Here is a 25287-nt window from a genome sequence, read left to right as displayed (position 1 = left end):
TTACAAAATTTTATTTTTGAGGGTGAATTATATAAAACACAATCTTGTCAGATGCATCACCTTTTCCATAAAAATGTTCAATTAAATTATACTGCTTTTCACCATTTAAAATTTCTAACGAACACTTTATAATTTCTTCTGACTTATTACCAGCAAGCTTATTAAATCCTATTTCTACCAATTCAATCCACTCTGTCTCATTCCTTGGAATTACACAAGGAGTTCCCCAGAAATATCCTTCTTTTTGAACACCACCTGAATCTGTTATTATTAGTTTAGCATTCTTTTCAAGGGCTAACATCTCAAAATAAGAAACAGGTTCTGTTAATAATAGATTCTCATTTCTAAAGTTAATATCAATTCCAACTTCATTTAAAGCTTTTTTTGTTCTTGGATGAATTGGAAATATAATCTTATCCCCATAAGATGCAATCTCGTTTAAAGCATTCCATATATTTATAAGATTCTCTCTAACGTCTGTGTTCTCTGCCCTGTGTATTGTAGCTAAAATAAACTCTTTTGGCTTTAATCCATATTTAACTAAAACTTTTTCCTCATCAACCATCTTAATACTCTCCAAGGCAACATCAAACATTACATCTCCCACTTGGTAAACACCTTTAGAAATACCTTCTTTGTGTAAATTTTCAACGGCTGTCTTAGTAGGTGCAAATAGAAATGTAGATATATGGTCTGTCAGAACTCTATTTATTTCCTCTGGCATATCTTTATTATAACTTCTCAAGCCAGCTTCTACATGGGCAACAGGTATATGAAGTTTTGCAGCTGTCAATGCTCCTGCCAACGTAGAGTTTGTATCTCCATAAACTATTACAATATCCGGCTTTTCTTTAAGTAAAACTTTCTCTATTTCTATAAGCATTTTTCCAGTTTGCTCCCCATGATTTCCCGACCCAATACCAAGGTAGTAATCCGGCTCCAGAAGCCCAAGCTCTCTGAAAAAGACATCGGACATATTAAAGTCATAGTGCTGTCCAGTATGTACTAAAATTTCTTTAATCCCTTTTTCTCTCAACTTTTTAGAAACCAACGCAGCTTTTATAAATTGTGGCCTTGCCCCTACGATGGAAACTATTTCCATTTTTATGCCGTTCTAAACATTAGATTATGCCACATCGCTAAATTTACGAAACGCCAGAGTGTAAAACCATGCTTAAAAATAATATCATTATCCAAATCTTTCAGTAATTTTTGAACATTACAGACTTCTTTTAATATCTCGGAGTTAAACAAAATTTCCCTTAAAAAACCTTTGTTTGCTTTGAGTCATTTAACCTCTGGTGTAGCAAAACCCACTTTATCTACTCTCTTCCTAATTTGTTCAGGTAAAATTCCATCCATTGCCTGCCTTAAAATATACTTTGAAAATCCATTATGAATTTTATAAACCGAAGGAATTTGAAAACAATACTCTATAAGGTTAATATTGTCAGCAAAAGGAGTTCTTGATTCTATGCTAAATCTCATTGAATTTCTATCTTCATACCTTAGTAATGTTTTTAAATTAAATCCAGTTATTAACTGATAAAGCTGCTGGTTAAAGCTATTGGGGATTTTCTCTTGTCTATCTTTAATCCTGTATGAAAATTCTTTATAAAATTCTGGATTAAGTAAAGATATTGGATAAGATGTTTTTTTAATCAAAAAGTCTCTTATTTGGGGAAATGTTAAATACTTTCCCAATTCTGATTTTATAGCCATTTTTATTATTGATTTAATATCTATAGGAGAGTTATTTACATTTTTTATTTCATTTATTAAATCAGTAAAATCAAAATTCTTTATAAGTTCTCTGTAGTAGGTAGGAAAATATCCTGTATAACCTGTAAATAACTCATCTCCTCCTTGACCATCCAATAGAACTTTTACACCACTTTCATATGCAGCTTTCATTACCCTATACTGTGCATATATACTTGTAGATCCGAAAGGAATGTCTTGAGTGTATATAAGGTCTTCTAAATCTTCTATTAGTTCCTTTTCTGTAGGAAAAGTTCTTATCCATTGAGATTTAGTACTTTCTACAACTATCTTTGCCCAATTACTTTCGTCTACCTTGTCATCTTTATAAGAAGCTGTAAAACATTTTATATAGTCTCCTACTTGAGATAAATGTTGATTTTTAATTATTTCATTCATCACACAAACAATGGTTGAGCTGTCAAGCCCACCACTTAAACATGATCCAACACTTGCATCAGACCTAAGTCTTAATCTAATCGCCTCAAATATAAGTTCTCTAATCTCGGATATATACTTTTTCTCTTTCTCCGGATTATATTTTTCAAATTTATCATAGTATAAAAGCTCATAATACTTATGGAGTTTAAATTCAAAGTTATTCAAATTTAAAACTATATTGTAAGAAGGTTTTAATTCTCTTATTCCTTTGAAAAAACTCTCTTCTCCCTGTTCTTCCAGACCCAAGGCAATGTAGTCAAAAACAGCTTCGTAATTAACTTCTTTTTTTATAAAAGGAAGTCTAAGTAAAGCTTTTATCTCAGAAGCAAAAGCAAAGTAATTATCATCTTTGTAGTAGTATAACGGCTTTACTCCAAATCTATCTCTTGATAAAAATAAGATATTTTTTCTTAAATCAAGTATTGCAAAAGCCCACATACCGTTGAACTTGCTTACACAATCAAACCCCCATTCTATATAAGATTTTAATAGAACTTCAGTATCTGTATTTGTAATAAAAGTATAACCTTTTTGTTTTAACTCTTCTCTCAACTCTAAATAGTTATATATCTCTCCATTAAAAACAATCCAAACTTTTTGAGCTTCATCACACATAGGTTGATGTCCGGCCGGAGAAAGATCTAATATAGATAATCTTCTATGTCCTAAAGCAACCTTAATTTTTTTTCCTTCAAGGGAATTAATATGATTTTTCGGGGAATACAGGAAGTTAGAATCCCATACCTTATCTGGTGTATCATTTCCACCTGCAACAATTATATTATTGTCAAACATAAAGATAAACCCTTCATCATCCGGTCCACGGTGTTTTATAGTATTTGCCATGTCTCTTATTAAAGTTGAGTTTATATTTTCATTACAAACCAAACCAACTATACCGCACATGTTTCAAAATCCCTCTTTATCCTATATTTTAAGTTTATTAACTGCAAATTTTAAATCATCAACTGATGGCAATAATTTTGTAGGAGGTATACCTGTATCTCTAATAAAGGAATAAATTAAAAAGAAGGCTGTGGCTATATATGATAAGCTTGCTGAGATTGCAGCTCCAGAATAACCATATAACGGAACAAGAGTTAAATTAAAAATTAATGTAACAATTAAACCAATAAATGATGCTTTTGTATTAATAACATACTTGCCTATACCTGCAAAGTAATGACTTATTATTACAGAATAACCAAAAATAGTTATTCCAGGAGATAAAAGGATTATAATCTGTTTAACAGAGCTAAAGTCCTTTCCTAGTATTATAGAAAATAAACTTTCTGGAATTAGTATTAATAAGCAAACAGCTATAAAAGTGGCTAAAAAAGATAACTTTGCAAGCATTAGTGTTATTCTTTGGGAGTAAGATATATCATTAGAGTTTGCTATTTTTGAATATTGAACTAAGGATATGCTTCCGCAAATAGTCCATATCGCTTCTGATATTACAACTCCTACTGAATATATTCCAACAGCAGAAACACCTGAAAAATAATTTAATACAAAAAAACTAAATCTATAATTAAGATACTGAATTACATTACTAAGTTGTGCAAAGAATCCGTATTTTAATATTTCCTTTAAGGAAGATTTCAAAGAAAGATTTTCAACTTTAGATGGCAGGTTCTTGATAATAGGAATAATACTCATAAGTAATGAAGCTATATACCCTGAATACAACGAAACTATAAAAGAATTTAATTCAACTTTATGAAATACAAGCAATAAAATAGCAAACAATATGAAATTTACTAAAAGTTGTAAAAGATTAACTAAGTTTTGAAAAATTATTTTTTCAAAAGCAAGAAGGATTACAGTATGAATTGAAAGGATAGATAACAAAAAACCAATTAAAAAAACATGAAAAATAATACTTTTATCAACTGAATGAGTTAAAAACAAAAAAGCAGTTATAACGATACTAACAAAAAAAGCCCAGAAATAAGACAAGATTGCAGACTGAATAACAAAATTTCTACTCTTATTTCTTGGTATTAGATATACCAGTGCTGCACCTCCTATAAATCCGCTAAAAAGATTTATTAAACCAGCAGATGCAGTTAAAAGTGATATATAACCTCTTCCTTCAGCACCAAGGTAATTGGTAGTTAAAATAAGTGTAGCAAATGAAATTATTAGAGAAAATACACGTGTAGTAAAAGTAGAAAAGATACTTTTAATCATATTTTATCCTTTTATTGTCTACTTATTTTAGTACTTCAATTTTAGCTATTGATTTGTATATCTCTTGAAACTGCTTACCAACTACTTCATAACTAAATTTGCTTTTTGCATATTGAGATATTTTTTCTCTATCGTATTTATGGGAATTATCAAGCATATACAATATCGCTTGAAGCAACTGTTCACGATTTCTGGGTTCTATTAGTATTCCGCAATCTTCAGTAACAAAACCCTCAGGACCTCCGCATCTTGTAGCTATTACTGGAACACCACAAGCCAAAGCTTCCGCAGTTGCAACAGAAAATGTTTCATAATTACTGTTTGTAATTAGGAAATCTGCGTCTTCTAAAAATTTATATACTTCTTCTGGTTTTTTTAATCCGTGAAAAAACACATATTTATTAAGAAGCCCAAGTTCTATTGCTTGGTTTTGAAGCTTTTCTCTATCAACGCCATCACCAAGGATATGAAATTCAAAATCATCTCTGTTTTTTTCATAAACAATTTTATTCAAGACTAAAAGAATATCACTTATATTTTTTACTCTATCGTATAACAAAGAAATATGTAGAATTTTTTTCTTTTTATTATTAGTTTTTGATCTAACTTGATTAATATTGATATCAATAACATTAGGAACAAGAAAATATTCATTTTCTAAACCTTGTTTAATCATTGCTCCCCGAAGTTTTTTAGATACCGTAGTTACTCTTTCTGCATTCTTTATAATAATACTTGTTAAAAATTTTTTAAAAACCCCTTTATAGGTGCTATCTTCAGGAAGAAAAGAAGAACTATGTTCAGTCACTATATATCGAAATCCCTTTAAAAATCTCAAAGCCAGAGCGACCAACCCTGCTGGTAAAGTTACATTTGCATGGACTAAATCTGGTTTACCAAAATTTTCCTTAATAACTTTTAATCCTAAATAGCTTGCTTTAAGATATCTGTAAAGATTTATAAATTTTGATACACCTTTTATTTTTGAAAAATGTTTGTAATAAACTCTAACAGTTGGTATATTATTTTCAATGGAATATTCTATATCATAAATTTTATCTTTTAGAGATTTATCGGCTGTTACAAATAAAACAGCAACATCAGAATATAAAGATACTGCTTCAGCATGCCTTTTAATAAAAATACCAGCTATAGGATGAATACGGCTTGGATACCATGAAGTAAGAAAAAGAACCTTAAATCTTGTATTGGCCTCCATAGATTTTCAATCTTCCTTTATTTGTTTTATAGTTTCTACAATTATATCAACTTCTCTTTCCTCCATCAATGGCTCAATAGGTAGGCTTAAAACACTTTTAGATGCAAGCTCACTATTTTCTAAACTTTCAAAAATCTCCATACCATTGTTTATAAAAACTTTCATCTTGTGTAGTGGCACAGGATAGTACACCATAGAGTCTATACCGTTTTCTTTTAAATATCTCTGGAGCTGATTTCTATCTTTTCCTGTTAACCTGATTGTATACTGATGGTACACATGGTAAGCCTTTGGATGTTCATATGGTGTTTTTAGCCAGTTTAAGTCTTTCAATTCTTCGTTATAAATACTTGCTATTTTTCTTCTTCTTTCCGTAAATTCATCTATATACTGCATTTTAGCCAATAAAACTGCAGCTTGAATAGTATCAAGTCTTGCATTATAACCAATATGGTCTACATTGTACTTATCTTTTCCACCGTGTTTTAATAGCATACGAATAACTTCAGCAACTTCTTCATTATTTGTTGTTATCATTCCACCATCACCAAATCCACCTAAATTCTTAGATGGAAAAAAGCTAAAACATCCCACATCACCAAAAGAACCTGTCATCTTACCATCCCACTTTGTACTAAAACTCTGAGCACAATCTTCTACTACAAAAAGATTGTACTCTCTGGCAATATCCATAATTTCATCCATATTACAAGGATGACCGTATAGATGAACAGGAACTATCCCTTTTACTTTGCTTCCATACTTATCTAAGACCTTCTTTATCAATTCTGGATTAATTGTATAACTTTCCAATTCTATATCAACAAATAGAGGAGTAGCACCACTTCTAAGTATGGCATCTCCTGTTGCTGTAAAAGTAAAAGGAGTAGTTATCACAAAGTCATCTCTATCCCAGTATTCCTGATTTTTTCCTTGAATTGCTAATGCTCTCAAAGATAAAACTAATGCATCTGTACCAGAAGACACCCCAATTGCATATTTCGTCCCTATATATTCAGCAATCTTCTTTTCAAGTAAAGTGACCTCCTCTCCAAGGATGAAGTTTGATTTCTGTATAACTTTATCAATTGAGGATTCTATCTGTTCATAAATAGAAAAGGTTTGTAAAGTTAAATCAAGCATCGGTATAGAAGGTTTTTTGTCTACTTCTTTTAGAAATTTGTCTGGACTTATAGAGAAATCACCGTATTTTCTCAAGATACCTTCATCTCTCGTAATAACCTTCCCACCAATTGCCTTTGCAGTAGCAATTATTTGTGCATCCTCTATATCACCATCTTCAATATTTACATAGGAGGGAGTTTTTATAATCTTAAAGTTAGTCGCTAAATCTTTTAACATATGTCTTACAATCATCTCTGCATCTGTTTTTGTATATCCTTTTTCTAAAATAAGGTCCCGAATTTTTAAAAATTTAATATTGTCAAGTGAAGCAGATGAGATACATCCCAGTCCCCTTGTTTTTAAATAATTGTATACCTCAACAGAAGCTGGATATTTATTCCTTCTTAGAGTATCAAAGTTGTCCAGAATTATATTGACATCAAGGACATAAAATTTCATCTGCTTTTCCTTTCCATATAATCTGTTGCTCTTTCTATATAGTATTCAGCACTTTTATAAAATTCAGAAGTGTCTGTATTTGTTAAAATGAGTTCTCTCCAGTGCTCAGCGATAAAATCATCAGAAAACCTTCTTTCCCCGGCATCAATAACACCGGGTGAAAATTTTATTTCAATTTCTATCTCTTCAAGGTCTCCAAATTCTTTAATGTTTGGAATTAAATAGCCATCCTTAACCTTTTTAGCTTTTACTTTCATTACTTCCACCCTCCTTTAGAAGTTCGATTTTGCCTTCTTTCAATATATATTCATTACCGCAGTAGTTACAAGTTGCTCTCTGATTATTAAATTTCAAAGTAACTCCACATTTACATGCCCATCCAATCTGCTTTGCTGGAACACCCGCTACAATTGCATGGTCAGGGACATCTTTTTTTACCACTGCTCCAGCACCAATCATTGCATATTTGCCTATCGTAACTCCACAGACAATTGTGGCATTTGCTCCTATTGTTGCTCCCTTTTTTACTATTGTTGGTAGAAATTCATTTTTTCTTTCTATAAATGCTCTTGGATTATAAACATTTGTAAATACACAGGATGGACCACAGAATACTTCATCCTCAAGTGTAACACCTTTATAGATGGAGACGTTGTTCTGGATTTTACAGCGGTTTCCAATTGTAACATCAGGACCTATCATTACATTTTGTCCAATTATGCAGTTTTTTCCTATTTTTGAACCTTTGAGTATATGGGAAAAATGCCATATTTTTGTCCCTTCACCAATCTCAACTCCTTCATCTATAACCGCAGTTTCATGGGCATAGTAATTTTTATCTCTTGAGATTTCCTCACCTGAACTACCTCTTAAAGATTTTTCTGCCAGTTCAAGGATTTTAAGAACTCTTAATCCTTCATAACCATCTGTTAACGGTGTTTGTCTATTGTTTATACATTCAGTAAAGTGAATAAGTTCAAGTTTAAGAGGTTCACCATCTTCAAATGGAATAACTTCATACTGGGCTTTGTGGGCAACAGGAATTTTGCCTTCTTTCCATTCTATTTTATGTGGATACAGAAATAATTTTTCTTTACTTACATCATCAAAAACAGCCATAGCTTTTGAACCAACCACTATCAATTTTTGTTCTTTGTAAGGATGAAGCCAGCTTACGAATATGTGGGCTTTTATATTATTAGGAAATTCAAGAGTTGTAAGTGTTATATCGTATATCCCTTTATTTAAATAGTCTCCGCCAAAGGCACTTACTTTAATAGGTTCCTCGTCTAAAAGCATCAGTATTACCGATATATCATGGGGTGCAAAACTCCAGAGTATGTTTTCCTCTGTGCGAAGTTTACCAATATTGAGACGATTTGAATAAATGTATTGAATTTTTCCTAAGGTTCCAGATGATATAATTTCTTTGAGCTTGATAACTGCAGGATGATATCTCAGGATATGACCTACCATGAGTATTTTTTTATTGTCTTCAGCAATTTTAATTAATTCTTTAGCTTCAGTAGTTTTTAGGGCAAGTGGCTTTTCTACAAAGACATCTTTGTCAGCAAGCAAGGCTTTTTTAACAAATTCATAGTGAGTAGCTGCAGGCGTTGCTATGGTTACGGCTTTTAGTTCAGGATTTCTAAGGATTTCGTTATAATCCATAGTAAAGTTTACATCACGGAATTTTTTCCTGTATTCATTGAGCACTTCTTCTGAAACATCGCAGGCAGTATGCAATACTTCAAGTTCATAGAGATTTCTAAAGATGTTTTTTCCCCAATATCCAAGTCCTATGTGTCCGATAAATCTTTTCTTCATGTTTTCTCCTTATTCTATGCCTTTAAAACATTTTGATAGGTTTTTGATTTTATAAGATTACGAGTATCTATTATTAGCTTTGAATTTTTAGCAATGAAATCAGGGTCGTACAGACTGTGATCAGTAGTTATCACAACGCAATCATATAATGATAAATTATCTGGCGTAAGTTCCACTGATTTCTTTTTTTTCTTATACTTCCTTGTTTCAGGAAGTTCAGGTATGTAAGGGTCATTGTAATCCACCAGAGCACCTCTCTTTTCAAGAAGATCCATAAGCTTAAGAGCAGGGGATTCTCTCATATCATCTACATCTTTTTTATAAGCAACTCCTAATATTAGGATTCTTGCTCCTTTTATGGATGTTTTATTCTCATTTAAAGCTTGAATTATTTTCTCTAAGACATAATACGTTACTTGGGTATTTATTTCGCCAGCAAGCTCTATAAATCGTGTATGAAAGTCATACTCACGGGCTTTCCATGTTAGGTAAAATGGGTCTATAGGAATACAATGGCCACCAAGTCCAGGGCCCGGATAAAATGCCTGAAATCCAAAAGGTTTTGTTTTAGCTGCTTCTATGACTTCCCAGACATCTATTCCCATACGGTCAAAGAGTATTTTTAATTCATTTACAAGAGCTATATTCACAGCCCGATATATATTTTCAAGAAGTTTAACTGATTCAGCAACCTTTGTACTTGATACTGGAACTGTTCTGACAACTATCTGATCATAGAGAGCTTTTGCTACTTCAAGACATGAAGAACTAAATCCACCTACAACCTTTGGTATTTTTGATGTGCTGAACTCTTTGTTCCCGGGGTCTTCTCTTTCTGGTGAATAGGCAAGATAAAAATCTACTCCTGCTTTCAGTCCTGATTTTTCAAGAATTTTTCTAAGGTCTTCATCTGTTGTTCCTGGATATGTGGTGGACTCAAGCACAATGAGTTGTCCTTTCTTCATATATTTTGCGATGACTTCACCTGTGTTGAAGACATAGCTTAAATCAGGTTCTCTATATTTATTTAACGGAGTAGGAACACATATTATCACACAATCCACCTCAGAAATTCTTGAAAAATCAGTAGTAGGAGTAAAATTAGGAAGTATTTCAGAAATTGATGAATTATTAATATGCTTAATGTAGCTTTTACCCTCTAAAAGAAGATTTATTTTTCTCTCGTCTATATCAAACCCATAAACTTGAAAACCTGCCTTGCAGAACTCTATTACAAGAGGTAAACCCACATATCCAAGACCAATTATGCCGATTTTTGCCTGTTTTGTTTTAATTTTATTGATAAGCTTCATAAGGATTCTTCTCCTTTCCTGAGATATGATATAGACCATCATGTCCTGCAATGCCTGTTATTAGTGATTTTTTCATATTGTGCTCTGTTTTTATTTCAAGTGTTTTATTGTGGAAGAATTTCATAAAACATTAATATAGTTTGGAAACTTTAACCGTAAAGGCACAATAAATTGTCTTATTTTATTCTCGCTTTGTTTCCTCTTAGTCTTTTCTTTCAACTCCGCTTATCAATTTATTTCAAAAGATATGCTTCTTATAAAAGAGTTTTTGCAGATATTATCAATAATTTTCAGGCTTTTTTCAATGCTCCGCCTCCTCAGTTACATTGGCAAAAATGCAAATGTAACCGAGCAGGGCAAAAAATTAAACCAGTTCTACTTCAGAGGCATCTATTCTAACACTTACTGACCTCTGAAGTATATCTATCGCTAAAATAAGATAATGCTTTTTCTCTTTGCTCTTGAGTATCCCTGTTACTCCCTGTAGAGCTCCACTCTTTATTCTTACTTTCTGCCCTTCCTTTAAGTATGGATATGGGTCTATTTCCACTTTGTTTTCTATTGCTTTTTTCAACGGTATTATCTGCTCCTCAGGAACAGGTTCAGGCTCTCCAAGGGCATTCTTTATGAAACATACAACCCCTGGTGTCTTTAACACCCTGAGTATTAATTCATAGCTTTTTTCAATGTTAACAAAGAGATATCCAGGAAAAAGCGGGAATTTGACAAGCTTTTTTCTGTCCTTCCATTTTCTAAGCTTTTCAACAGCAGGTAAAAAGACCTCTATCCCCAATTTTGAAAGCCTCTCAGATACCTTAAACTCATGCCTTGACTTTACATATATACAGTACCAGCTTAATGTCAGCTCTGCCATAGATAGTAAACCTTTTTATCGATGTCTTTTAATTGAGCAATCTCGCGTTCATCAAAGGTTGCTACAAGAACTGCATCAAATTCTATGTTTTTTATTTCATCCTTTGTATAGACTGTGTAGTTGAAAATCTTTTTCCTGTCTTCGTTAAATCCGACTATTCCAGAAATGGTGATAGGAAGTCCCTTTAATGAAACTATGCAGACTTCGGCAAGCTCTCCATCACCCCATAGAACGATTTTGTTTATTCCTGATTCAATCATAGCGTTGTATGTCTGGTCTATTTTTTGTTTAATTTCTCTGAAATAGTTAAATGACCTTGCCATGTAATTACAGGTAAGACGTGCCTTTTCAACAAATCCCTTTGGTGTGAGGATATATTTTAATCTTTTCCCATCGAGATTCTTAATCTTTATACAGCCTTTTTTGTAAAGTCGTTTTATGTATGAGTTTGTAAGTCCAAGAGCTATGCCAAGCTTTGATGCAAGGTCTCTTTGAGTAATTGTTGGGTTTTCATGAATATGTTCAAGAATACGCATTGATATTTCATCTGAAAAATCTATTTTGTTCATATTTAAAACAATAACATTAGAAATAATTGATTGTCAAGCATTCTTTGATTATGTGGTGTGGCTACAACCCGTTGATTTTTCTTTACTGATAGAGTAAAGTATTGTCCACAAGAAATTTACAAAAGGAAATAAATATCTCCTTCTTCTTAAGTTCATTCGACACCTGTACTGCACCCCAATTTTGAGAAAAATTCTTACCCCTTTAATTTGTAAAAGTGGGTCAATTTTCAGTGAGAATTTTCACTTTTCTAACTTCTTGAGTTCTTTTATAATAAGTTGCTTTTCCTTTTTCAGCCTTTTTATCTCATTATCATAAAACTTAAGCCTATCCCAATGTTGCATTTCATTCCCTTTTAACATGCTCTTCTTTAATGATGAACCAATGTATTTAAACATAAACTTGCGTGTACGAGTATTAAAGAATGCTCTATACCAATAAGGACCATGAGGACAATAAGGACATTTCTTATTTGCACAATTAGCAAGTTTAAGCACTAACTTGTTATTCTTTAATCCATCACCTCCAAATTCAGCTCTAAACAAGTTACAGAGTTGTTCCATCTGATGCTTAATAGCCTCAAGTTCAGTAGTAAGAATTCTAAAATTTTTCATTTTTTTTCATCCTCCATTTCATTTTATTATCTACTATATGCAAAATGAATATGCTCATTTTGCATATAAAAAATATTATACAAACCTTTGAAAATACGAAATGTTGAATTTCATTTTGCAATACTATATGTAAAATGACAATTTCATTTTGCATACTGCGAATAAAAAATTTTTTTGCAAAAAAGTGCCAAAAAATACTTTTCAGAAAAATAATATTTATATTTACCCTTTTAACAAAAAATGATAAAAAAATATTCCTTATCCGGCATATCAGGATACAGTTAATCGGGAAAAAAATAAAAGACAATGAGGTTATACTAATTTATAGGAATTTGCCTTAGGCAAATTAATCAACAAAAAAGGAGGAATGGATGAGTAAAAACAACATGGGGAATATTGATGATGAGTTAGCCGATTTCCTGTTAGCTTGGGACCCTGATAATCCTGATATAGAGATTGTAGATGAGAATGGAGAATTAATTACAGGAGAAAGAAGAAAAAAGATAATGGAATTCATAAAAGACCAAGTGTTGAATAGCAGATTAAGATATGATGCGTAGAAGATAAAAAAAACCTTCTAACAAGGGAAACTCTAAACAGGGAATCCTTTGTTAGAAGGTTTGTTGGTATTAAATACTAATTTAATCACTTTTTTAAAGGGTTTTTGAAGTTTCGTAAAAAAGGTTAATTTTAATTGAGAAAAAAATTAAAAACCTATTTTTTATACTAAAACTAATATATTTGATCTTTGACAAGAAGAAAAAAGGCAATAAAATAAACAATACAAAAGAAGGAGGTTGCAATGAGGGCAAAAACTAATAAAAATAATTTACAGGGACATGACCTTGCAGAACTTTTGAATATATGGTCTGATACCGATGAATCTGAGCTATATGCAGGAGATGGCAGAAAAATAGAGGGTGATGAGAAAAAAGAAATAATGAGCATAGTAAGAAAGATGATTTTAACATCTCCAATTAACTATACATGTAGCATAATAGATATAGAAAGATATAGAAAAATAAAGAAAGAGAGGACTTATGAACAATGATAGGAAAAGATAGATTGAAGAAATTATAAAGAAAATAACGGAAATTTTAATCCAGCAGATGAGAGAGACTGGCGAATATTTCATGAAAAAAGCATTAGAGGAAGCTTAAAAAAGGCTAAAGAAACTTTAATAATGATTTAGGATGTTAAGAAAACAATGAAATAATAAATTAAAAAAGAGAAAGGGAGATTTTCTCCCTTTCTCTTTTTAGACATAGTTAAGTTGTTGAGTCAAAAACTAAATCTCTTATTTTTTTTAATCAACTGCCTTTTTGTAAAGTTTACAGAGCCTATAAATGTCTTAAAACCTCATTTAGGGATATGAAAAAACTTTGATTAAGATTTTTCATTTCCTAGCCTACTTTGTAGTAGAAAATTAATTTAAATATTACAAACATTATGAGCGCAAATTTTAGCACTTGACGATAAATTACCAAGGTTTAATTTTAATATTTATTATAAAGACATAAAGGAGGAATTAACATGAGAAAATTATATTTTTTTATTCTGAATTCAGAAATGCACAACGATGTAATTGAAATTTTAGATTTAATTCCCCAAACATTGCGAGGTAAATTTATAGTAGATGTTATAAGAAGTCATTATGCTTATGAAGAAATTATAAGTAAAGATGAAAACTTAAGAAAGACAATAAAAAGTCGAATCTCAACAGAGCTAATAAATAGTCAAAGTTCACCAGAAAAAAATTTAAATCTCAATGATAAAAGGTTTCTTAATACTTCAGAAGCTTTAGAAATCAAAGAAGAAAAACAAGATAATCTTAACGATAAAGAGGGAGAATATGTGGGTATTGACATAGGTTCTCTTTATACCAAAATTTCTCTAAATGATAAGGATTTTTGTTTTAAGACTTTGGTTGAGCCTTATATTCATACTGAAAAAGTCTTTAATGATCGTTTTTCTGTTATTAGTGTTAATGGCAATAATTATTTAGTAGGTCCTGATGCTTCACCGAGAAGAAAATTGACTGAAGATTTTGTAGGGACAGAACCTTACTTCGCAATTATAGGATATTGTATCAATAAGTTAGTCAAACAAGGGATAGCAATAAAAGGAATAGGATTAGGGTTACCACCTTCTGTGTATGATTCTAAAAAAATATCTCTTTTAAAGTATCAGTTGAAGACATTGGAAATAAAAACAAATGGAAATAAAATTGAAATCCCTGAAAAAATTGAATTTTTGCCTCAAGGATTAGGAGCATATATTGATTTTGCATGGAAATACAGTGATATAGCCAGAAAAGATACAATTGTTATTGATATTGGCTACTATACTCTTGATATGGTTTACATTAAAGATGGTGTATATATTTCTAAAATGTCTAGAAGTTATCCAGCAGGAATGGAAATTTTATATAACAAAATAATTGATGAGTTCACAGTTAAATATAGCGATTTTATTAATGATGTTTATGTAGATTTGCTTTTAAAAGATGGTAAATTTACATATTTTGGAAAAGAATATAAGTTTGATGTTCAAGAATATATTAGTAGATTTTATTTACCAGAAATAGAGAGCAGACTTAAAGATTATGTGATAGAACTAAAAAACAATGGATATAAAATTGATCAAGTACTTTTAACTGGTGGTGGTGCAGTTTATTTGAATGATAAAGTTGATGGAGTATATATATCAGATAATCCTCAATTTGCAAATGCAAGAGGATATAAAATATATGTTGAATATGTTGAACGAAAATAAAAAACCTTGGATATATTCAGAGTTTACAAAAGAATGTTGGAAAGTTTTCATTAGAATTCCTTTTCTTTCTTGTTTGTCTATGTTTTCTCAATTTAAAAAAATTTCTTTTGGCTTTTTTATATAATTACATATAAAGAATAAAGGTTAATTATGAACCAAAAAAATGAAAACAAGGTTAATTTAACTTATAAAGATATTCAAACCAAATCAGAAGATGTGTCATTTGCCTTTTTCTTAGTAATTGCTTTGTTTATTACTGGAATAATATATTTTTGGGATTCAGTCAAAAAATTTTTTCCTGAATTAGGGACACATCTTTTAAATCTCGATATTAATACCATTGCTCACATTGTAGGTTTCTGGATAGCGATTAACTTAGGAGTACTGTTTATTTTTGGAGTAATATTTGGTTTTATTCTTGAAAAAGTCTTTTGCAAAATAACTGAAAGCACTTTTTCACCAAAAAGATTTTTATACATTTTCTTAAAAATGCCAGAATGGATAGATAGGACATTTAATGCTTTTTTTGATAATTTTGGATTAACTTACAAAAATTTTTTAGACGATAAAAAAGCTAAATTATTATGGGACATATATACAGATATGAAAACAGGCTACATATCCAACTGGTATTCTCTGCTTTTACATGTTGTAACTTTAGTTAGTTTTATGTTTCCTGTTTTGTATTTTTATGTAAAACCTATCAGAAGAAATATCTCACATAACGCTTTTATGGTTTATTGCTACATGTCAAAAAAGAAAAATTAAAATCCTTTAAAAAATAAATTCTTAATTTACCTGCTTTCACGAACAGAGATGAAACTGGAAAAACAAGGCACAGGTATCTGTTCAGTCTTGGCAGGCTTGATGATTTCCTGAACACAGAGTCATTTAAAAAACTTGCAAAGAGAGCATTGGGGCAGAAAGAACAAAAGCTAGAACTTAGAAACATCTCAGAGGGAAGAATACTCAACTATGGACATTGTCTTATAAAGAAACTCTGGGATAGATTGAGTCTTGATGAATTTTTCAACTCTGTGACAGAAAAGAAAAGGGCTTGAAAATTCTCATGAAATTTGACCCACTTTTCTCATGAAAATTGATCCACCCCTCTATTAAAATAACCCCTAAAACAGAGGAAAAGGAGATGGTGATAAGCATGAAAAATTGGCAGTGTTCAGATAGTGCTTGGATTACTAATAAAGATGGAATGTCCTTCTAAAAATATAATATTTAATATGAAACCAAAAGTTCCTAAAAAACCTGTTTCTACTGTTCATCAACAGCGTCTCCCTTTGTTTTGTAAAAAAACAAAGTTTGAAACTATATTTGGAAATATAGAGCTTTCAAAAGAATTAAGCCAAACGCACAAGGATATTCTTGATGCTATGGCAACCTGTTCTATCAAAAAAGGCAAAACTTTAGAAGGAAGAATGTTCATTGTTTTTGACATTCGGGAAGTCTTAAAATTTCTTGGACACAAAAAAATAACACATCATAAGTGGTTATCTCAAAAACTTGATGACATGATGTCAACAATAATCAAACTTCAATACACTAAAAACGATAGAATCTATAAAATTCACTCTAACATCATCAACAAATTTGGATATTCAGAGAAATTTAAAAAAGAAAATATAAAAGAAGGAACATTTGGAGAAGGTTGTTACTATGTTGTGGTTTTCTCAGAAGAATTCACAAAACTTTACGAACACGATACTGTTATCTATCTCGATAAACAAACTATAAAAGCCATCGTGGATGTTAGTAGCGATTTTGTTAAATCAGTTATAAGGTTCTGCATGAGTCATCAGCAATGCAATATGAAACTTGAAGACATAATGTATTATCTTGGCTACGAAAATATATCAGAACGACATAAGCAAAGATTAAAAGCAGAAATCTTAAAATACAAAAATTATCTTGAAGAAAATTTCAATATCATCGTCAAACAAGAAAAAAATCAAATCACAATTTTCTACAAAAGCAATTTATCAGTTTTTTTGCCTGAATAAATAATCCAATTCAACTAAACTCACTCTATAAAGAACACTAACCATTTATTTTTGCCTTAGCTAATTGCTAAATCATAAACAAATATCCTTATAACGCTCAAATCAAGTAAAATCAAGCATTTCATAAAATGTTGTCTTTGATATGTATTTTTTGCTTATTTTTCAATAACTTAAATGTAAGTAACATAAAGCCTTGAAAAATAAAGAAAACGACATATTATGATACGGAGTATGACATGTTATGATACGGTGGCGACATGTTATGGTACGGTGAGCGACATGTTATGATACGGTCGCCAAGATTAGGGTATATATATAACCCTAGTAATATAAGTTATGCAGGGGGGTATCTCAATTTCGCATATATTATATATATAGGGGTTATAATAATAACCTTAGTTATTCTTTAACCTAGGTATAAATTTGTCCTACAAAGAATTAGTAAAAGACTTATTTTTTTGGTTTAGTTCTAATTTCACTAGTGGAACACTCTTTTTTTGACAAAACTATTTTATTGTGATTGGTTCTTAATATTTATTAGAGGCAAAATACTTCTCTTAGCCTTTCCTTGCAACTCCCTGTTTTCCCTCCGACAGGGAGTTGCCCCCCTTAAAAAAAACATAAAAAATGAAAGTTTTTTACATAGGGAAAAACTCAAATAAACCCTTCTTCCCCTTTGTTAAAAACAAAAACTACCTCAAGCAAAAAAATCTTTGTAAAGCAAATAAAAAAAAGAGGAGGAAATCCCCCTCTTTTTTTACTTTTTACCCTGAGATATGCTTTCCCTTTAAGGGAAAGCAGAAAAATTCAGAACAGGTTAATCCGGAAATTTCTCTATAATTGATTCCTCTACTTTGTTGAGTTTATTAATAATAATATCCTTGATTTTCTGGAAGTGATCATGAATCACAAGCATGTTTTCTTTATCTTTTATTGCAGAAAAACAATTCTCAAACTTTGTTAAAGTCTCTTCTACATCTGTTAAAAGAGATTTAATAATTGTAACAGTGTATTCAAACATCTGATTATTAACCATTTCAATTTTTTCAGAAAGTTCTTCATAAAGTTTCAATTTTTCTCTTTCCTTTTCAGCAATGATAGCATCTTTATCCTTAAGATTTTTTTCTAAAAGTTCTTTGTTATGAGATAGAATTTTGATTTGGTTTTTAAGTTCTTCTACCTCTTTTTTTAATTCTTCGTCTGGCTTGAAATTTTTAAGCTCTAATTCTTTTTGTTCAATTTTTTCTTTAAGAATTTCAAGTTGTTTTTTTGTTTCATTGAGCTGGTTGTTTAAATTTTCTTTTTCTTTTAAAATAGAACTTATTTGATATTCAAGTTCTTTTTTTTCTTGAATTAATTTTTCGTCAACCACTTTTTTTTCTATGATTTCTTTTACGACTTCAACTTGTACATTCTCTTTTTGCTCTAAAAGTTCTTTTATTTTTTCTATTAACTCAGGAAAATTTTGTAAATGCTTTAATTTTTCTTCAGGTAGATTTAGTTTTTGGGCAATTTCAGAAAGATAAGGGAGAATTTCATTCTTTTTAAAAAAGATATGGTCTATTTTTTCTAAAATTGCAATTTGTTCAGTACTTGTGTAATTTTTTCTGGAAAAGTTTTCAGCAATCCATGCTTGGACAATTTCTTCTTCGTCGGTTTCCTGCAATACGATAAATCTTTCCATTTTCCTCTGTAACCAAAATCGGTTGCAAAATATTCATCTCTGCTATTGAAATCATCAACTTTTGTATGTCTTCTTCAGTAACAGCAAAGATTTGATTTTCTTCTAAAATTTTCAACGCAGGATGTGGTTCAAGAGTTTCTGGATTCAAAAAAACTATTTGTCCTTCTTGGTATTTTGTCATTCTTGTCTCCTCCTTTAAAGTTTATTTTTTTTCATTAATTCCTTTCTTGCCTCTTCACATCTATCGTGCAAGGTTAATTTATCCATACGCATAACACTCTCTATTGTGAGGTTTAAAAGAGGTAATAAATCTTTGAAATTGAGAATATAAAACATTTTTGCGGCTTTTTCATCTTCTAAAGTTAATCTGGTCATCAAATTTATTAATTTTAATTTTTTGTCCCTAAAAAAGATTATGTTTTCAACACCATATATTTGTGCAATATATTCTAAATATTTTTTTGTTAGTTTTCTTTTTTCCGCACGAGATTTTAAAACACAATCAGGTTTAATGATAATTTTTTGTAATTTCAATTCTTCGCAAAGTCTTTTTACATGTCTATATTTGTATCCTTTAGGATTTTTTACAATGTTTTCTATAACATTAATAAGTGCAGTGATTTTGATGTCATCAGAAGGTAACGAAGCGATAAGAATTAACCATCTTAATTTAATAACTTTTTTTAAAAAATTAGGCTCTCTAAAACGCAAAAGCATTGTTATGCATTCTGGGGGAAGATTGTTAACGAATTGTTTTGCATAACGATTGCCATACGCTTCCTTTAAAAATTTTTCTGCTTGTATTTTTTCTATTTGTGTTTCTGTCATCATTTTATAATATAACAATATTTTTTTAAATTACAAATCGCTCACTATTTACAAAAAGTTGTATCTTTTAAAAAAAATACAACTTTTTGTCGCAAACTCACTTGCTACAACTTTTTGTCTCAAACCCATTTGCAACAACTTTCTGTTGCAAACCAATTTGCTACAACTTTCTGTTGCTTTTTTGCAAAGAACAATAAATCACCCAAATCTTATATCATCTACTGCTTGCAGAATATTTTTTATGTGTTTGATGTCTATCTTTGTTAAGCGGGAAATTTCTTCTATTGATTTGTTTTCCTTATGAAGTTTCACTATTTCTATTAAAATTTTTGTAGCCTTATTATTTTTGCAGTTTGTTATTTTAGCTACATATTCTATTGTTCTTGACGCAAGAAATTTTATATAGTCAGAATAAGAATTTGTATAATGCAATAAAGCAGTATTTGCTATTGCAGGAATAGTAGAGATATTAATAGTTTCAAATGAAACAAATTCATCTTCACCATCGGGGAGACCCCGTCAGTAAGGGCGGGGATGAAAGGCGATTTTTTTAACATATAAAAACCCCTTGATTTCTTAACACTATTACAGGTTTTTTCAAACAGTCATTATCTATAACAAAATTTCTATTTTGTTATAGATAGCATCTGTTTTATATCATTTTATCCCTTGATTTTTTATTTTTTGTTGACTTATCTATAACATTTCCTTTAGCATAATGTTATGCTTGTACCCAAAAAAGGAAACTTTATCAATTCTGTTCCTGTACAGGAAGAAATTTATCATCTTACAGAAGATGAACTTAACAGGCTCACCTTTGAGTTTCAGAAATGGTTTGATGAAAAACGAAGTGTTTTAAGGGGTAGATACTGGCTGATTTTTCTTTTGCTTCGTTATACAGGGGCAAGAATTTCTGAAGTTCTGAATATAGATGAAACAAGAGATATAGATTTCAGAGCATCTACAGTTAGACTCATCACTCTTAAAAGAAGTGCCAGAAAAAAGAATCAATACAGAATTGTTCCTGTTCCCGACAGAGTTATTTCTGAGTATCTGAGATTTACAAAGCTTTACCCCATACTGGAAGGTAAGGTTTTTAAAGTCAAAAGAAACAATTTTTTTGTTGTCTTCAGAGAAATTTGTAAAAAAGCTAACATCCCAGAAAATATTTCCCATCCACATGTTTTAAGACACACCCGTGCAATAGAACTTCTCCGTGCAGGAATTCCTGTAACCGCAGTTCAACAACTGCTTGGGCATGCATCACTAAATACTACTGCAATGTATCTCAGATACAGTAATATTGAAATTCAAGAAATATTAAAGACAAAAGGGTTAATTTAAACAGTGAAGTGGAGGAGGTTTTTTTATGTTAATGAAACTATTAATTCCAATTCTTGTCGTTGTTTATTTAACAACAACTACTTTTGCTATGGATCCTGCTTGTATAGCGGGGGGATGTGAACAGGAAAGTCAGCAGAACTCTCCAAGTTTATATGAAACAGATGATTATAAATGCGTGTGTCCATCCTCAAGAAGTGCTGTTGAAACATTCCTTGATGCGTTAAGCATTTTAATTATACCTTTAAAAATTTTATCCAGAGATTATAATTTCACTCCAGAGGGAATATCTATTGAAAGACTGATCAAGAGTGGATGCACATGCAAAAAGAAAGAAAGTCAACCAGATGTTGAAAAAAATGTTATAGAAAATATAGAAAACAAAAAAGATTCATCAGAAGAATTGAATAATCAAAAAAGATAACCCAGAAAGGATTGATGCTAAATCTGATCAATAAAAATTCTTTAAAAAAGAGAAATACATTTTTTTACAGAAGAAAAATTAGAAAAAATCAAAATTTCTTCGTCGCTCACGCTCCTCGCATTGACCTGATTGGATGCTTCTTATATTTACAAAATAGATACTCCCTGCAAGGACCAAATCGGACGCTTATTGTAATGAACAAATTCGTTACTCAACACAATTAACAGATTGTAGTAAATCTGGCAATGATTAGATGGGTAATCTTTGCAATGAAACCATCATCAATTTCACGAAAATATGAGCTTTAGCTATCACCAATACTCGCCGAATTAGATAAGAAATTCGTAAAACAGGGCTTCCTGTGCTCTAAATCGTCTCTCCATACCTATATTTCAGGTCAAAGTAGTAGCTGTAATAAAACTTTATCTCTGGATAAAACTTCTTTAAATACTCCTCCACATCAGGTTGTATTGTGTAACTCACCACAAATCCTTGCACTTCACCTCTTAGATATTGTCTTACCCTTTCAATAATACGACTGAATTTTTCTATATCTCTTTTACCTAAATGAGCCTTGCATTCTCCTATGAGATATACTGTCTTCCCATCTCTCTTACCTTCAACATAGATGTTAAGTTCATCAAATTTTCCATCAGGATATACTATGTTTTTTCTACCAAAGTTCTTTACCTTTATTCCGTATTCATCCTCCGCAAACTTCTTCATCAGTGGAATTATCTTATCTTCAAGACCATAGCCTACTGTGTCTGCAAGGTTTCCAAGCATTTTCCTTGTTTCTCTATGCTCTGAAGCAAGCTTCCTTATTTCTTCTTCTGTTCGTTTCTGGGCTTCTGCAAGTTCAGCAACAGTCTTTTCAAGTCTTGTGAGTCTCTCTTCAAATTTCTTCTGTGCTTCGGCTAGCTCATTCAATCTCTGTTCAGTCTTCTTCTGTGCCTCAATTAGCTCTGCAACTGTTTGTTCAAGTCTTGTAAGTCTCTCTTCAGATTTATTATGTGCCTCAATTAGCTCTGCAACTGTCTGCTCAAGTCTTGTAAGTCTCTCTTCAGATTTATTATGTGCCTCAATTAGCTCTGCAACTGTTTGTTCAAGTCTTGTAAGTCTTTCTTCAGATTTCTTCTGTGCCTCGGCTAGCTCTGCAACTGTTTGTTCAGTCTTTTTCTGTGCCTCAGCTAGCTCTGCAACTGTCTGTTCAGTCTTTTTCTGTGCCTCAGCTAGCTCTTTAACTATTATTGCCAGTTCCCTTATTTCAGCCTTCAGGGCCAAAAAATCCTCTTTTTTTACCATCTCCCCGATCGTCTTATCCAGACTCTTAAGTATCTTAATAAGACTTGACCTAAGGGCAGGTTCAAGTTTCTCTAATTCTTCAATGATTTCTATACTGAAAAGCATATCTTAATATAAACTGTTTTACTAAATATTATCAATAAGTCTTACATTTATCAAAGAGACTTTACTTTTGGTTGTTCAGGCAACCTGAACCTCTATGGTTGAAGTAAACACCTTTTTTCTTTTAATTTCTTCAAATTCTTCAGAAGTTAACGTCTCAAGATAAAGTTCCACCGCTTCTTTGATGTTTGCAATTGCTTCTTCGAGAGTATCACCTTGACTTATGCACCCTTCAAGTTCAGGACAGTAAGCAAAATATCCTGAAGAGTCTTTCTCTATAACTATGGTAAGTTTCATATATAAAGTTAAAAAAATAGAATAAAAAAATCAATGTAAATTCCTCTCTTGGATAAATCCTTATGATTGTTATAAATTTTCATGAAAATTGACCCTGGTTTTATCGCGAAAATTAACTCACCCTATTTCTGTTGTACAAAAAATTTATATTTTCAAAAATAAAATCCAATATTTTCAATGAGTTATAAAATTTAATTGATAAACTCAGGTGATTGGTTATGATCATGAGATACTGGCATAAACAAACGAAAAGTCAGAGTAAATCTTGACTAATAAACTTTAAGTATATGCATGCTCATATTCAATCAAATAACAATTCAAAATCCCTCGGAGATAAAATTCTGATTCTTTTGTATTTTTTAACAGAAAGCAATTCAGTATCACCTGTCACTATATAATCAGCATTGCTTGCCACTGCACAGGCAATTATATTGTCATCATCTTTATCCTTACAGATTCCTGAAATAGTTAGACTGTCTTGAATTACGTCAGTAACTGCTTCATTGATTATATCTGTTGATGAATTTACCTCGCCCTCCTGAGAATCCTTGAACATAGACCTTCTGTAACGAGTGCTGCTATATAAACATTTGTATCAAAAACAACTCTCACGATATTTTCTTAAAGACATCTTCTTCTGTAACAATACCAAGTTTTTTTGCCTTTGAACCCATCCTCTTTTGGAGATCTCTGAGTTTCATTTCCCACAGAAAAAGACTTAAAGATTCTTTAACAATATCACTCTTATTCCTTCCTGTCTTTTTTGCAAATTCATTGAGTCCCTTTAAAATCTCCTTAGATAAACTAACTGAAATAACGGACCTTATGTTTCACCTCCTTTATTACAATACACTACAATATAAGATTATCTCAAGTTTTCACCACTGTTTTAGGGGTTATTTTAATAGAAGGGTGGGTCAATTTTCAATGAGAATTTTCAGCAGAGAAACTTGAATACTTCAAAACAAGACCTCTTGCACAGAGTTTACTGTATTCATTGATGCTATCACACCGAGGTAAGAGATGAAGGCAAAATGGTTAAGATAACTATTTATGTAGCAGCAGGATTTGATTCATTGGGATATAGACATATACTTGGTTATTGGATTATGAAAGGCAGAGCGGAGGGTTGACAATTGAAAAAAAAATGATATTCTCAAGCAAAAAATTAGGAGGTGTCTTATGAAAAAAGTGGAAAGTAGAATTAAAAGATTTGCTCAATTGTTTTGTCTTTTCTCTATTGTGTTTATGTTTTTTTTAGTCTATGAAGTTGCAGCTGATGTTTCCCCACCAGGAAGTTATAAAAAAACATGTAAAAAAATCCAATACAATGCAAGCGATGACAGAATAACCAGTGCATACTGCCAAAAAATAGACGGATCTTGGAAGTATACTTACGTGAATAATGCAAAGCAATGTGTAGACAATAAAGGCGATATTTCAAACTGTGATGGTTCACTTGATTGTACAGGGATCAACCTTCCTGTCAGTTCATATACAGCCACATGTTTTTGCTGTAAAATGACCGGAACGACTTTAAGTTGTTACTGTAAAGACGCAAAGTTTAGAAAGTTAAGTAACCGTGCATGGGTTATTGTTAGTGCGGTACAAGAATAAAAACCGTAGGCGTATTATATTGAAATACTCTGCAAAGGTTTTTACAATTCTCCTTTTTTCCATTGTCTGTTATATTTTTAGTATTTCTGTGGTTTATGGAGAATCCCAGCCAAAGAAAGAGGCAAATCCCCAAGTTCAGCCTCATGCTCAGCCTCAGGTTCAGCCACAAGTTCAGAGGAAGACTGTTCTTGATTTCAAGGAGGAGCTCAAGTTAACCCGAGATCAGGAGGAGAGAATTAAGAAGATTATTGAGGGATTTCAGAAGAGGGAGCGGGAGATATCTGAGAAGATGAGGTTGCTTGATGGAGAGATAAGAAAATCGCTTGAGGAAAACGGAGAGATAAAGGAAATAGAAAAGAAAGTCAAAGAGCTTTTTCAGTCAAGGGCAGAAGTGGTGATAGAGGAAATAAAGGCGGGGCGTGAGATAGACAGGGTATTAAATGCTGAGCAGAGAGAAAAGTTGAGAAAAATAAGGAAAGGAGAAAAGCCATAAAAAAGGAAAA

31 protein-coding genes and 1 pseudogene are annotated in these 25287 nt (G+C 31.4%); 12 read left to right on the top strand and 20 right to left on the bottom strand.

The features are described from left to right. Positions 1-10: 10 nt before the first annotated feature. The 12 genes from wecB to TAGGR_RS03515 all read right to left on the bottom strand — a co-directional run bounded on the left by wecB (position 11) and on the right by TAGGR_RS03515 (position 12396). Entirely contained in the window at positions 11-1102 is a 1092-nt protein-coding gene (gene wecB / locus TAGGR_RS03565) for a non-hydrolyzing UDP-N-acetylglucosamine 2-epimerase (protein ID WP_059175978.1), read from the bottom strand. 185 nt (positions 1103-1287) lie between these two features. Continuing rightward, positions 1288-3108 (bottom strand): asparagine synthase (glutamine-hydrolyzing), encoded by a 1821-nt coding sequence (asnB, locus tag TAGGR_RS03560; RefSeq protein ID WP_059175977.1) that lies wholly within the window; start codon positions 3106-3108, stop codon positions 1288-1290. 21 nt (positions 3109-3129) lie between these two features. Further along, entirely contained in the window at positions 3130-4398 is a 1269-nt protein-coding gene (locus TAGGR_RS03555; protein ID WP_059175976.1) for an oligosaccharide flippase family protein, read from the bottom strand. A gap of 22 nt (positions 4399-4420) precedes the next feature. Next, positions 4421-5617 (bottom strand): glycosyltransferase, encoded by a 1197-nt coding sequence (locus tag TAGGR_RS03550; protein WP_059175975.1) that lies wholly within the window; start codon positions 5615-5617, stop codon positions 4421-4423. Positions 5618-5623: 6 nt separating this feature from the next. Next, the gene (locus TAGGR_RS03545) at positions 5624-7201 is read right to left on the bottom strand and encodes a DegT/DnrJ/EryC1/StrS family aminotransferase (RefSeq protein WP_059175974.1); all 1578 of its coding nucleotides are present in this window, start codon (positions 7199-7201) and stop codon (positions 5624-5626) included. After that, positions 7198-7458, bottom strand: coding sequence for a hypothetical protein (locus tag TAGGR_RS03540; protein ID WP_059175973.1), 261 nt, complete (start codon positions 7456-7458; stop codon positions 7198-7200). Before TAGGR_RS03540 ends, TAGGR_RS03545 begins: the two co-directional genes overlap by 4 nt. Then, positions 7442-9028, bottom strand: a complete 1587-nt coding sequence (locus TAGGR_RS11070; protein ID WP_059175972.1) for a Gfo/Idh/MocA family oxidoreductase — start codon at positions 9026-9028, stop codon at positions 7442-7444. Before TAGGR_RS11070 ends, TAGGR_RS03540 begins: the two co-directional genes overlap by 17 nt. Positions 9029-9042: 14 nt before the next feature. Continuing rightward, positions 9043-10341: a nucleotide sugar dehydrogenase gene (locus TAGGR_RS03530; protein WP_059176549.1), complete on the bottom strand. Its 1299-nt coding sequence runs from the start codon at positions 10339-10341 to the stop codon at positions 9043-9045. Further along, a complete protein-coding gene (locus tag TAGGR_RS10595) occupies positions 10325-10465 on the bottom strand; it encodes a hypothetical protein (RefSeq protein WP_161936165.1) in 141 nt (46 codons plus the stop codon). The genes TAGGR_RS03530 and TAGGR_RS10595 overlap by 17 nt, the downstream gene beginning before the upstream one ends. A gap of 240 nt (positions 10466-10705) precedes the next feature. Continuing rightward, positions 10706-11215 carry a UpxY family transcription antiterminator gene (locus TAGGR_RS03525; protein ID WP_059175971.1) on the bottom strand — a complete coding sequence of 170 codons (510 nt, stop codon included), beginning with the start codon at positions 11213-11215 and terminating at the stop codon, positions 10706-10708. After that, complete coding sequence (locus tag TAGGR_RS03520; protein ID WP_059175970.1) at positions 11203-11784, bottom strand: winged helix-turn-helix transcriptional regulator; 582 nt, start codon at positions 11782-11784, stop codon at positions 11203-11205. Before TAGGR_RS03520 ends, TAGGR_RS03525 begins: the two co-directional genes overlap by 13 nt. A 240-nt stretch (positions 11785-12024) precedes the next feature. Continuing rightward, positions 12025-12396, bottom strand: a complete 372-nt coding sequence (locus TAGGR_RS03515) for a hypothetical protein (protein WP_059175969.1) — start codon at positions 12394-12396, stop codon at positions 12025-12027. A 371-nt stretch (positions 12397-12767) separates the two neighbouring features. Between TAGGR_RS03515 and TAGGR_RS03510 the strand changes: the two genes are divergently transcribed. The 7 genes and pseudogenes from TAGGR_RS03510 to TAGGR_RS03490 all read left to right on the top strand — a co-directional run bounded on the left by TAGGR_RS03510 (position 12768) and on the right by TAGGR_RS03490 (position 17186). After that, positions 12768-12956: a hypothetical protein gene (locus TAGGR_RS03510; protein WP_059175968.1), complete on the top strand. Its 189-nt coding sequence runs from the start codon at positions 12768-12770 to the stop codon at positions 12954-12956. 242 nt (positions 12957-13198) lie between these two features. Beyond that, positions 13199-13447: a hypothetical protein gene (locus TAGGR_RS03505; RefSeq protein WP_059175967.1), complete on the top strand. Its 249-nt coding sequence runs from the start codon at positions 13199-13201 to the stop codon at positions 13445-13447. A gap of 482 nt (positions 13448-13929) precedes the next feature. After that, positions 13930-15171 (top strand): ParM/StbA family protein, encoded by a 1242-nt coding sequence (locus TAGGR_RS03500; protein ID WP_059175966.1) that lies wholly within the window; start codon positions 13930-13932, stop codon positions 15169-15171. A 150-nt stretch (positions 15172-15321) separates the two neighbouring features. Beyond that, on the top strand, positions 15322-15939 hold the full coding sequence (locus tag TAGGR_RS03495) for a hypothetical protein (RefSeq protein ID WP_059175965.1): 618 nt from the start codon (positions 15322-15324) through the stop codon (positions 15937-15939). Positions 15940-15956: 17 nt separating this feature from the next. Further along, positions 15957-16079, top strand: a pseudogene (locus tag TAGGR_RS11235) (IS1634 family transposase N-terminal domain-related protein); the annotation flags it as partial. 6 nt (positions 16080-16085) lie between these two features. Beyond that, positions 16086-16232, top strand: coding sequence for a hypothetical protein (locus TAGGR_RS10590; RefSeq protein WP_161936164.1), 147 nt, complete (start codon positions 16086-16088; stop codon positions 16230-16232). A gap of 177 nt (positions 16233-16409) precedes the next feature. Further along, complete coding sequence (locus TAGGR_RS03490) at positions 16410-17186, top strand: hypothetical protein (RefSeq protein ID WP_153000433.1); 777 nt, start codon at positions 16410-16412, stop codon at positions 17184-17186. 817 nt (positions 17187-18003) lie between these two features. Here the strand turns inward: TAGGR_RS03490 and TAGGR_RS03480 are convergent. The 4 genes from TAGGR_RS03480 to TAGGR_RS10885 form a co-directional block, all read right to left on the bottom strand. Next, positions 18004-18870 (bottom strand): hypothetical protein, encoded by an 867-nt coding sequence (locus TAGGR_RS03480; protein ID WP_153000432.1) that lies wholly within the window; start codon positions 18868-18870, stop codon positions 18004-18006. Next, positions 18806-19051, bottom strand: a complete 246-nt coding sequence (locus TAGGR_RS03475; RefSeq protein WP_059175961.1) for a ParB/Srx family N-terminal domain-containing protein — start codon at positions 19049-19051, stop codon at positions 18806-18808. Before TAGGR_RS03475 ends, TAGGR_RS03480 begins: the two co-directional genes overlap by 65 nt. A gap of 14 nt (positions 19052-19065) precedes the next feature. Next, positions 19066-19701, bottom strand: coding sequence for a hypothetical protein (locus tag TAGGR_RS03470; RefSeq protein ID WP_059175960.1), 636 nt, complete (start codon positions 19699-19701; stop codon positions 19066-19068). A gap of 195 nt (positions 19702-19896) precedes the next feature. After that, on the bottom strand, positions 19897-20130 hold the full coding sequence (locus TAGGR_RS10885; RefSeq protein WP_059175959.1) for a hypothetical protein: 234 nt from the start codon (positions 20128-20130) through the stop codon (positions 19897-19899). A gap of 291 nt (positions 20131-20421) precedes the next feature. Here TAGGR_RS10885 and TAGGR_RS03460 point away from each other — a divergent pair, with 291 nt between their 5' ends. Continuing rightward, positions 20422-21042: a tyrosine-type recombinase/integrase gene (locus TAGGR_RS03460; protein ID WP_059175958.1), complete on the top strand. Its 621-nt coding sequence runs from the start codon at positions 20422-20424 to the stop codon at positions 21040-21042. Between the two features lie 31 nt (positions 21043-21073). Then, positions 21074-21463, top strand: coding sequence for a hypothetical protein (locus TAGGR_RS03455; protein WP_153000431.1), 390 nt, complete (start codon positions 21074-21076; stop codon positions 21461-21463). A gap of 366 nt (positions 21464-21829) precedes the next feature. On the opposite strand, the gene TAGGR_RS03450 is transcribed toward TAGGR_RS03455, so the two are convergent. The 4 genes from TAGGR_RS03450 to TAGGR_RS11145 all read right to left on the bottom strand — a co-directional run bounded on the left by TAGGR_RS03450 (position 21830) and on the right by TAGGR_RS11145 (position 23982). Further along, a complete protein-coding gene (locus tag TAGGR_RS03450) occupies positions 21830-22873 on the bottom strand; it encodes a hypothetical protein (protein WP_059175956.1) in 1044 nt (347 codons plus the stop codon). A gap of 75 nt (positions 22874-22948) precedes the next feature. Further along, positions 22949-23167 carry a type II toxin-antitoxin system HicB family antitoxin gene (locus TAGGR_RS03445; RefSeq protein WP_059175955.1) on the bottom strand — a complete coding sequence of 73 codons (219 nt, stop codon included), beginning with the start codon at positions 23165-23167 and terminating at the stop codon, positions 22949-22951. 301 nt (positions 23168-23468) lie between these two features. Next, positions 23469-23723, bottom strand: a complete 255-nt coding sequence (locus tag TAGGR_RS03440) for a putative toxin-antitoxin system toxin component, PIN family (RefSeq protein ID WP_059175954.1) — start codon at positions 23721-23723, stop codon at positions 23469-23471. Positions 23724-23775: 52 nt separating this feature from the next. Next, on the bottom strand, positions 23776-23982 hold the full coding sequence (locus TAGGR_RS11145; protein WP_369688459.1) for a ribbon-helix-helix domain-containing protein: 207 nt from the start codon (positions 23980-23982) through the stop codon (positions 23776-23778). A gap of 219 nt (positions 23983-24201) precedes the next feature. Between TAGGR_RS11145 and TAGGR_RS11215 the strand changes: the two genes are divergently transcribed. Genes TAGGR_RS11215 through TAGGR_RS03430 form a run of 3 tightly spaced genes read left to right on the top strand, consistent with a single transcriptional unit; the run spans position 24202 to position 25277 of the window. Further along, positions 24202-24300: a hypothetical protein gene (locus TAGGR_RS11215; RefSeq protein WP_153000430.1), complete on the top strand. Its 99-nt coding sequence runs from the start codon at positions 24202-24204 to the stop codon at positions 24298-24300. Positions 24301-24349: 49 nt separating this feature from the next. Continuing rightward, complete coding sequence (locus TAGGR_RS03435) at positions 24350-24784, top strand: hypothetical protein (protein WP_059175953.1); 435 nt, start codon at positions 24350-24352, stop codon at positions 24782-24784. A 19-nt stretch (positions 24785-24803) separates the two neighbouring features. Then, positions 24804-25277 carry a Spy/CpxP family protein refolding chaperone gene (locus TAGGR_RS03430; protein ID WP_059175952.1) on the top strand — a complete coding sequence of 158 codons (474 nt, stop codon included), beginning with the start codon at positions 24804-24806 and terminating at the stop codon, positions 25275-25277. The last annotated feature ends 10 nt before the right edge of the window (positions 25278-25287 follow it).

The organism is Thermodesulfovibrio aggregans, from assembly GCF_001514535.1.
Taxonomy (GTDB): domain Bacteria; phylum Nitrospirota; class Thermodesulfovibrionia; order Thermodesulfovibrionales; family Thermodesulfovibrionaceae; genus Thermodesulfovibrio; species Thermodesulfovibrio aggregans.
Note: the sequence above shows the minus strand (reverse complement) of the source record. Positions and strands in the feature narration are given on the sequence as shown.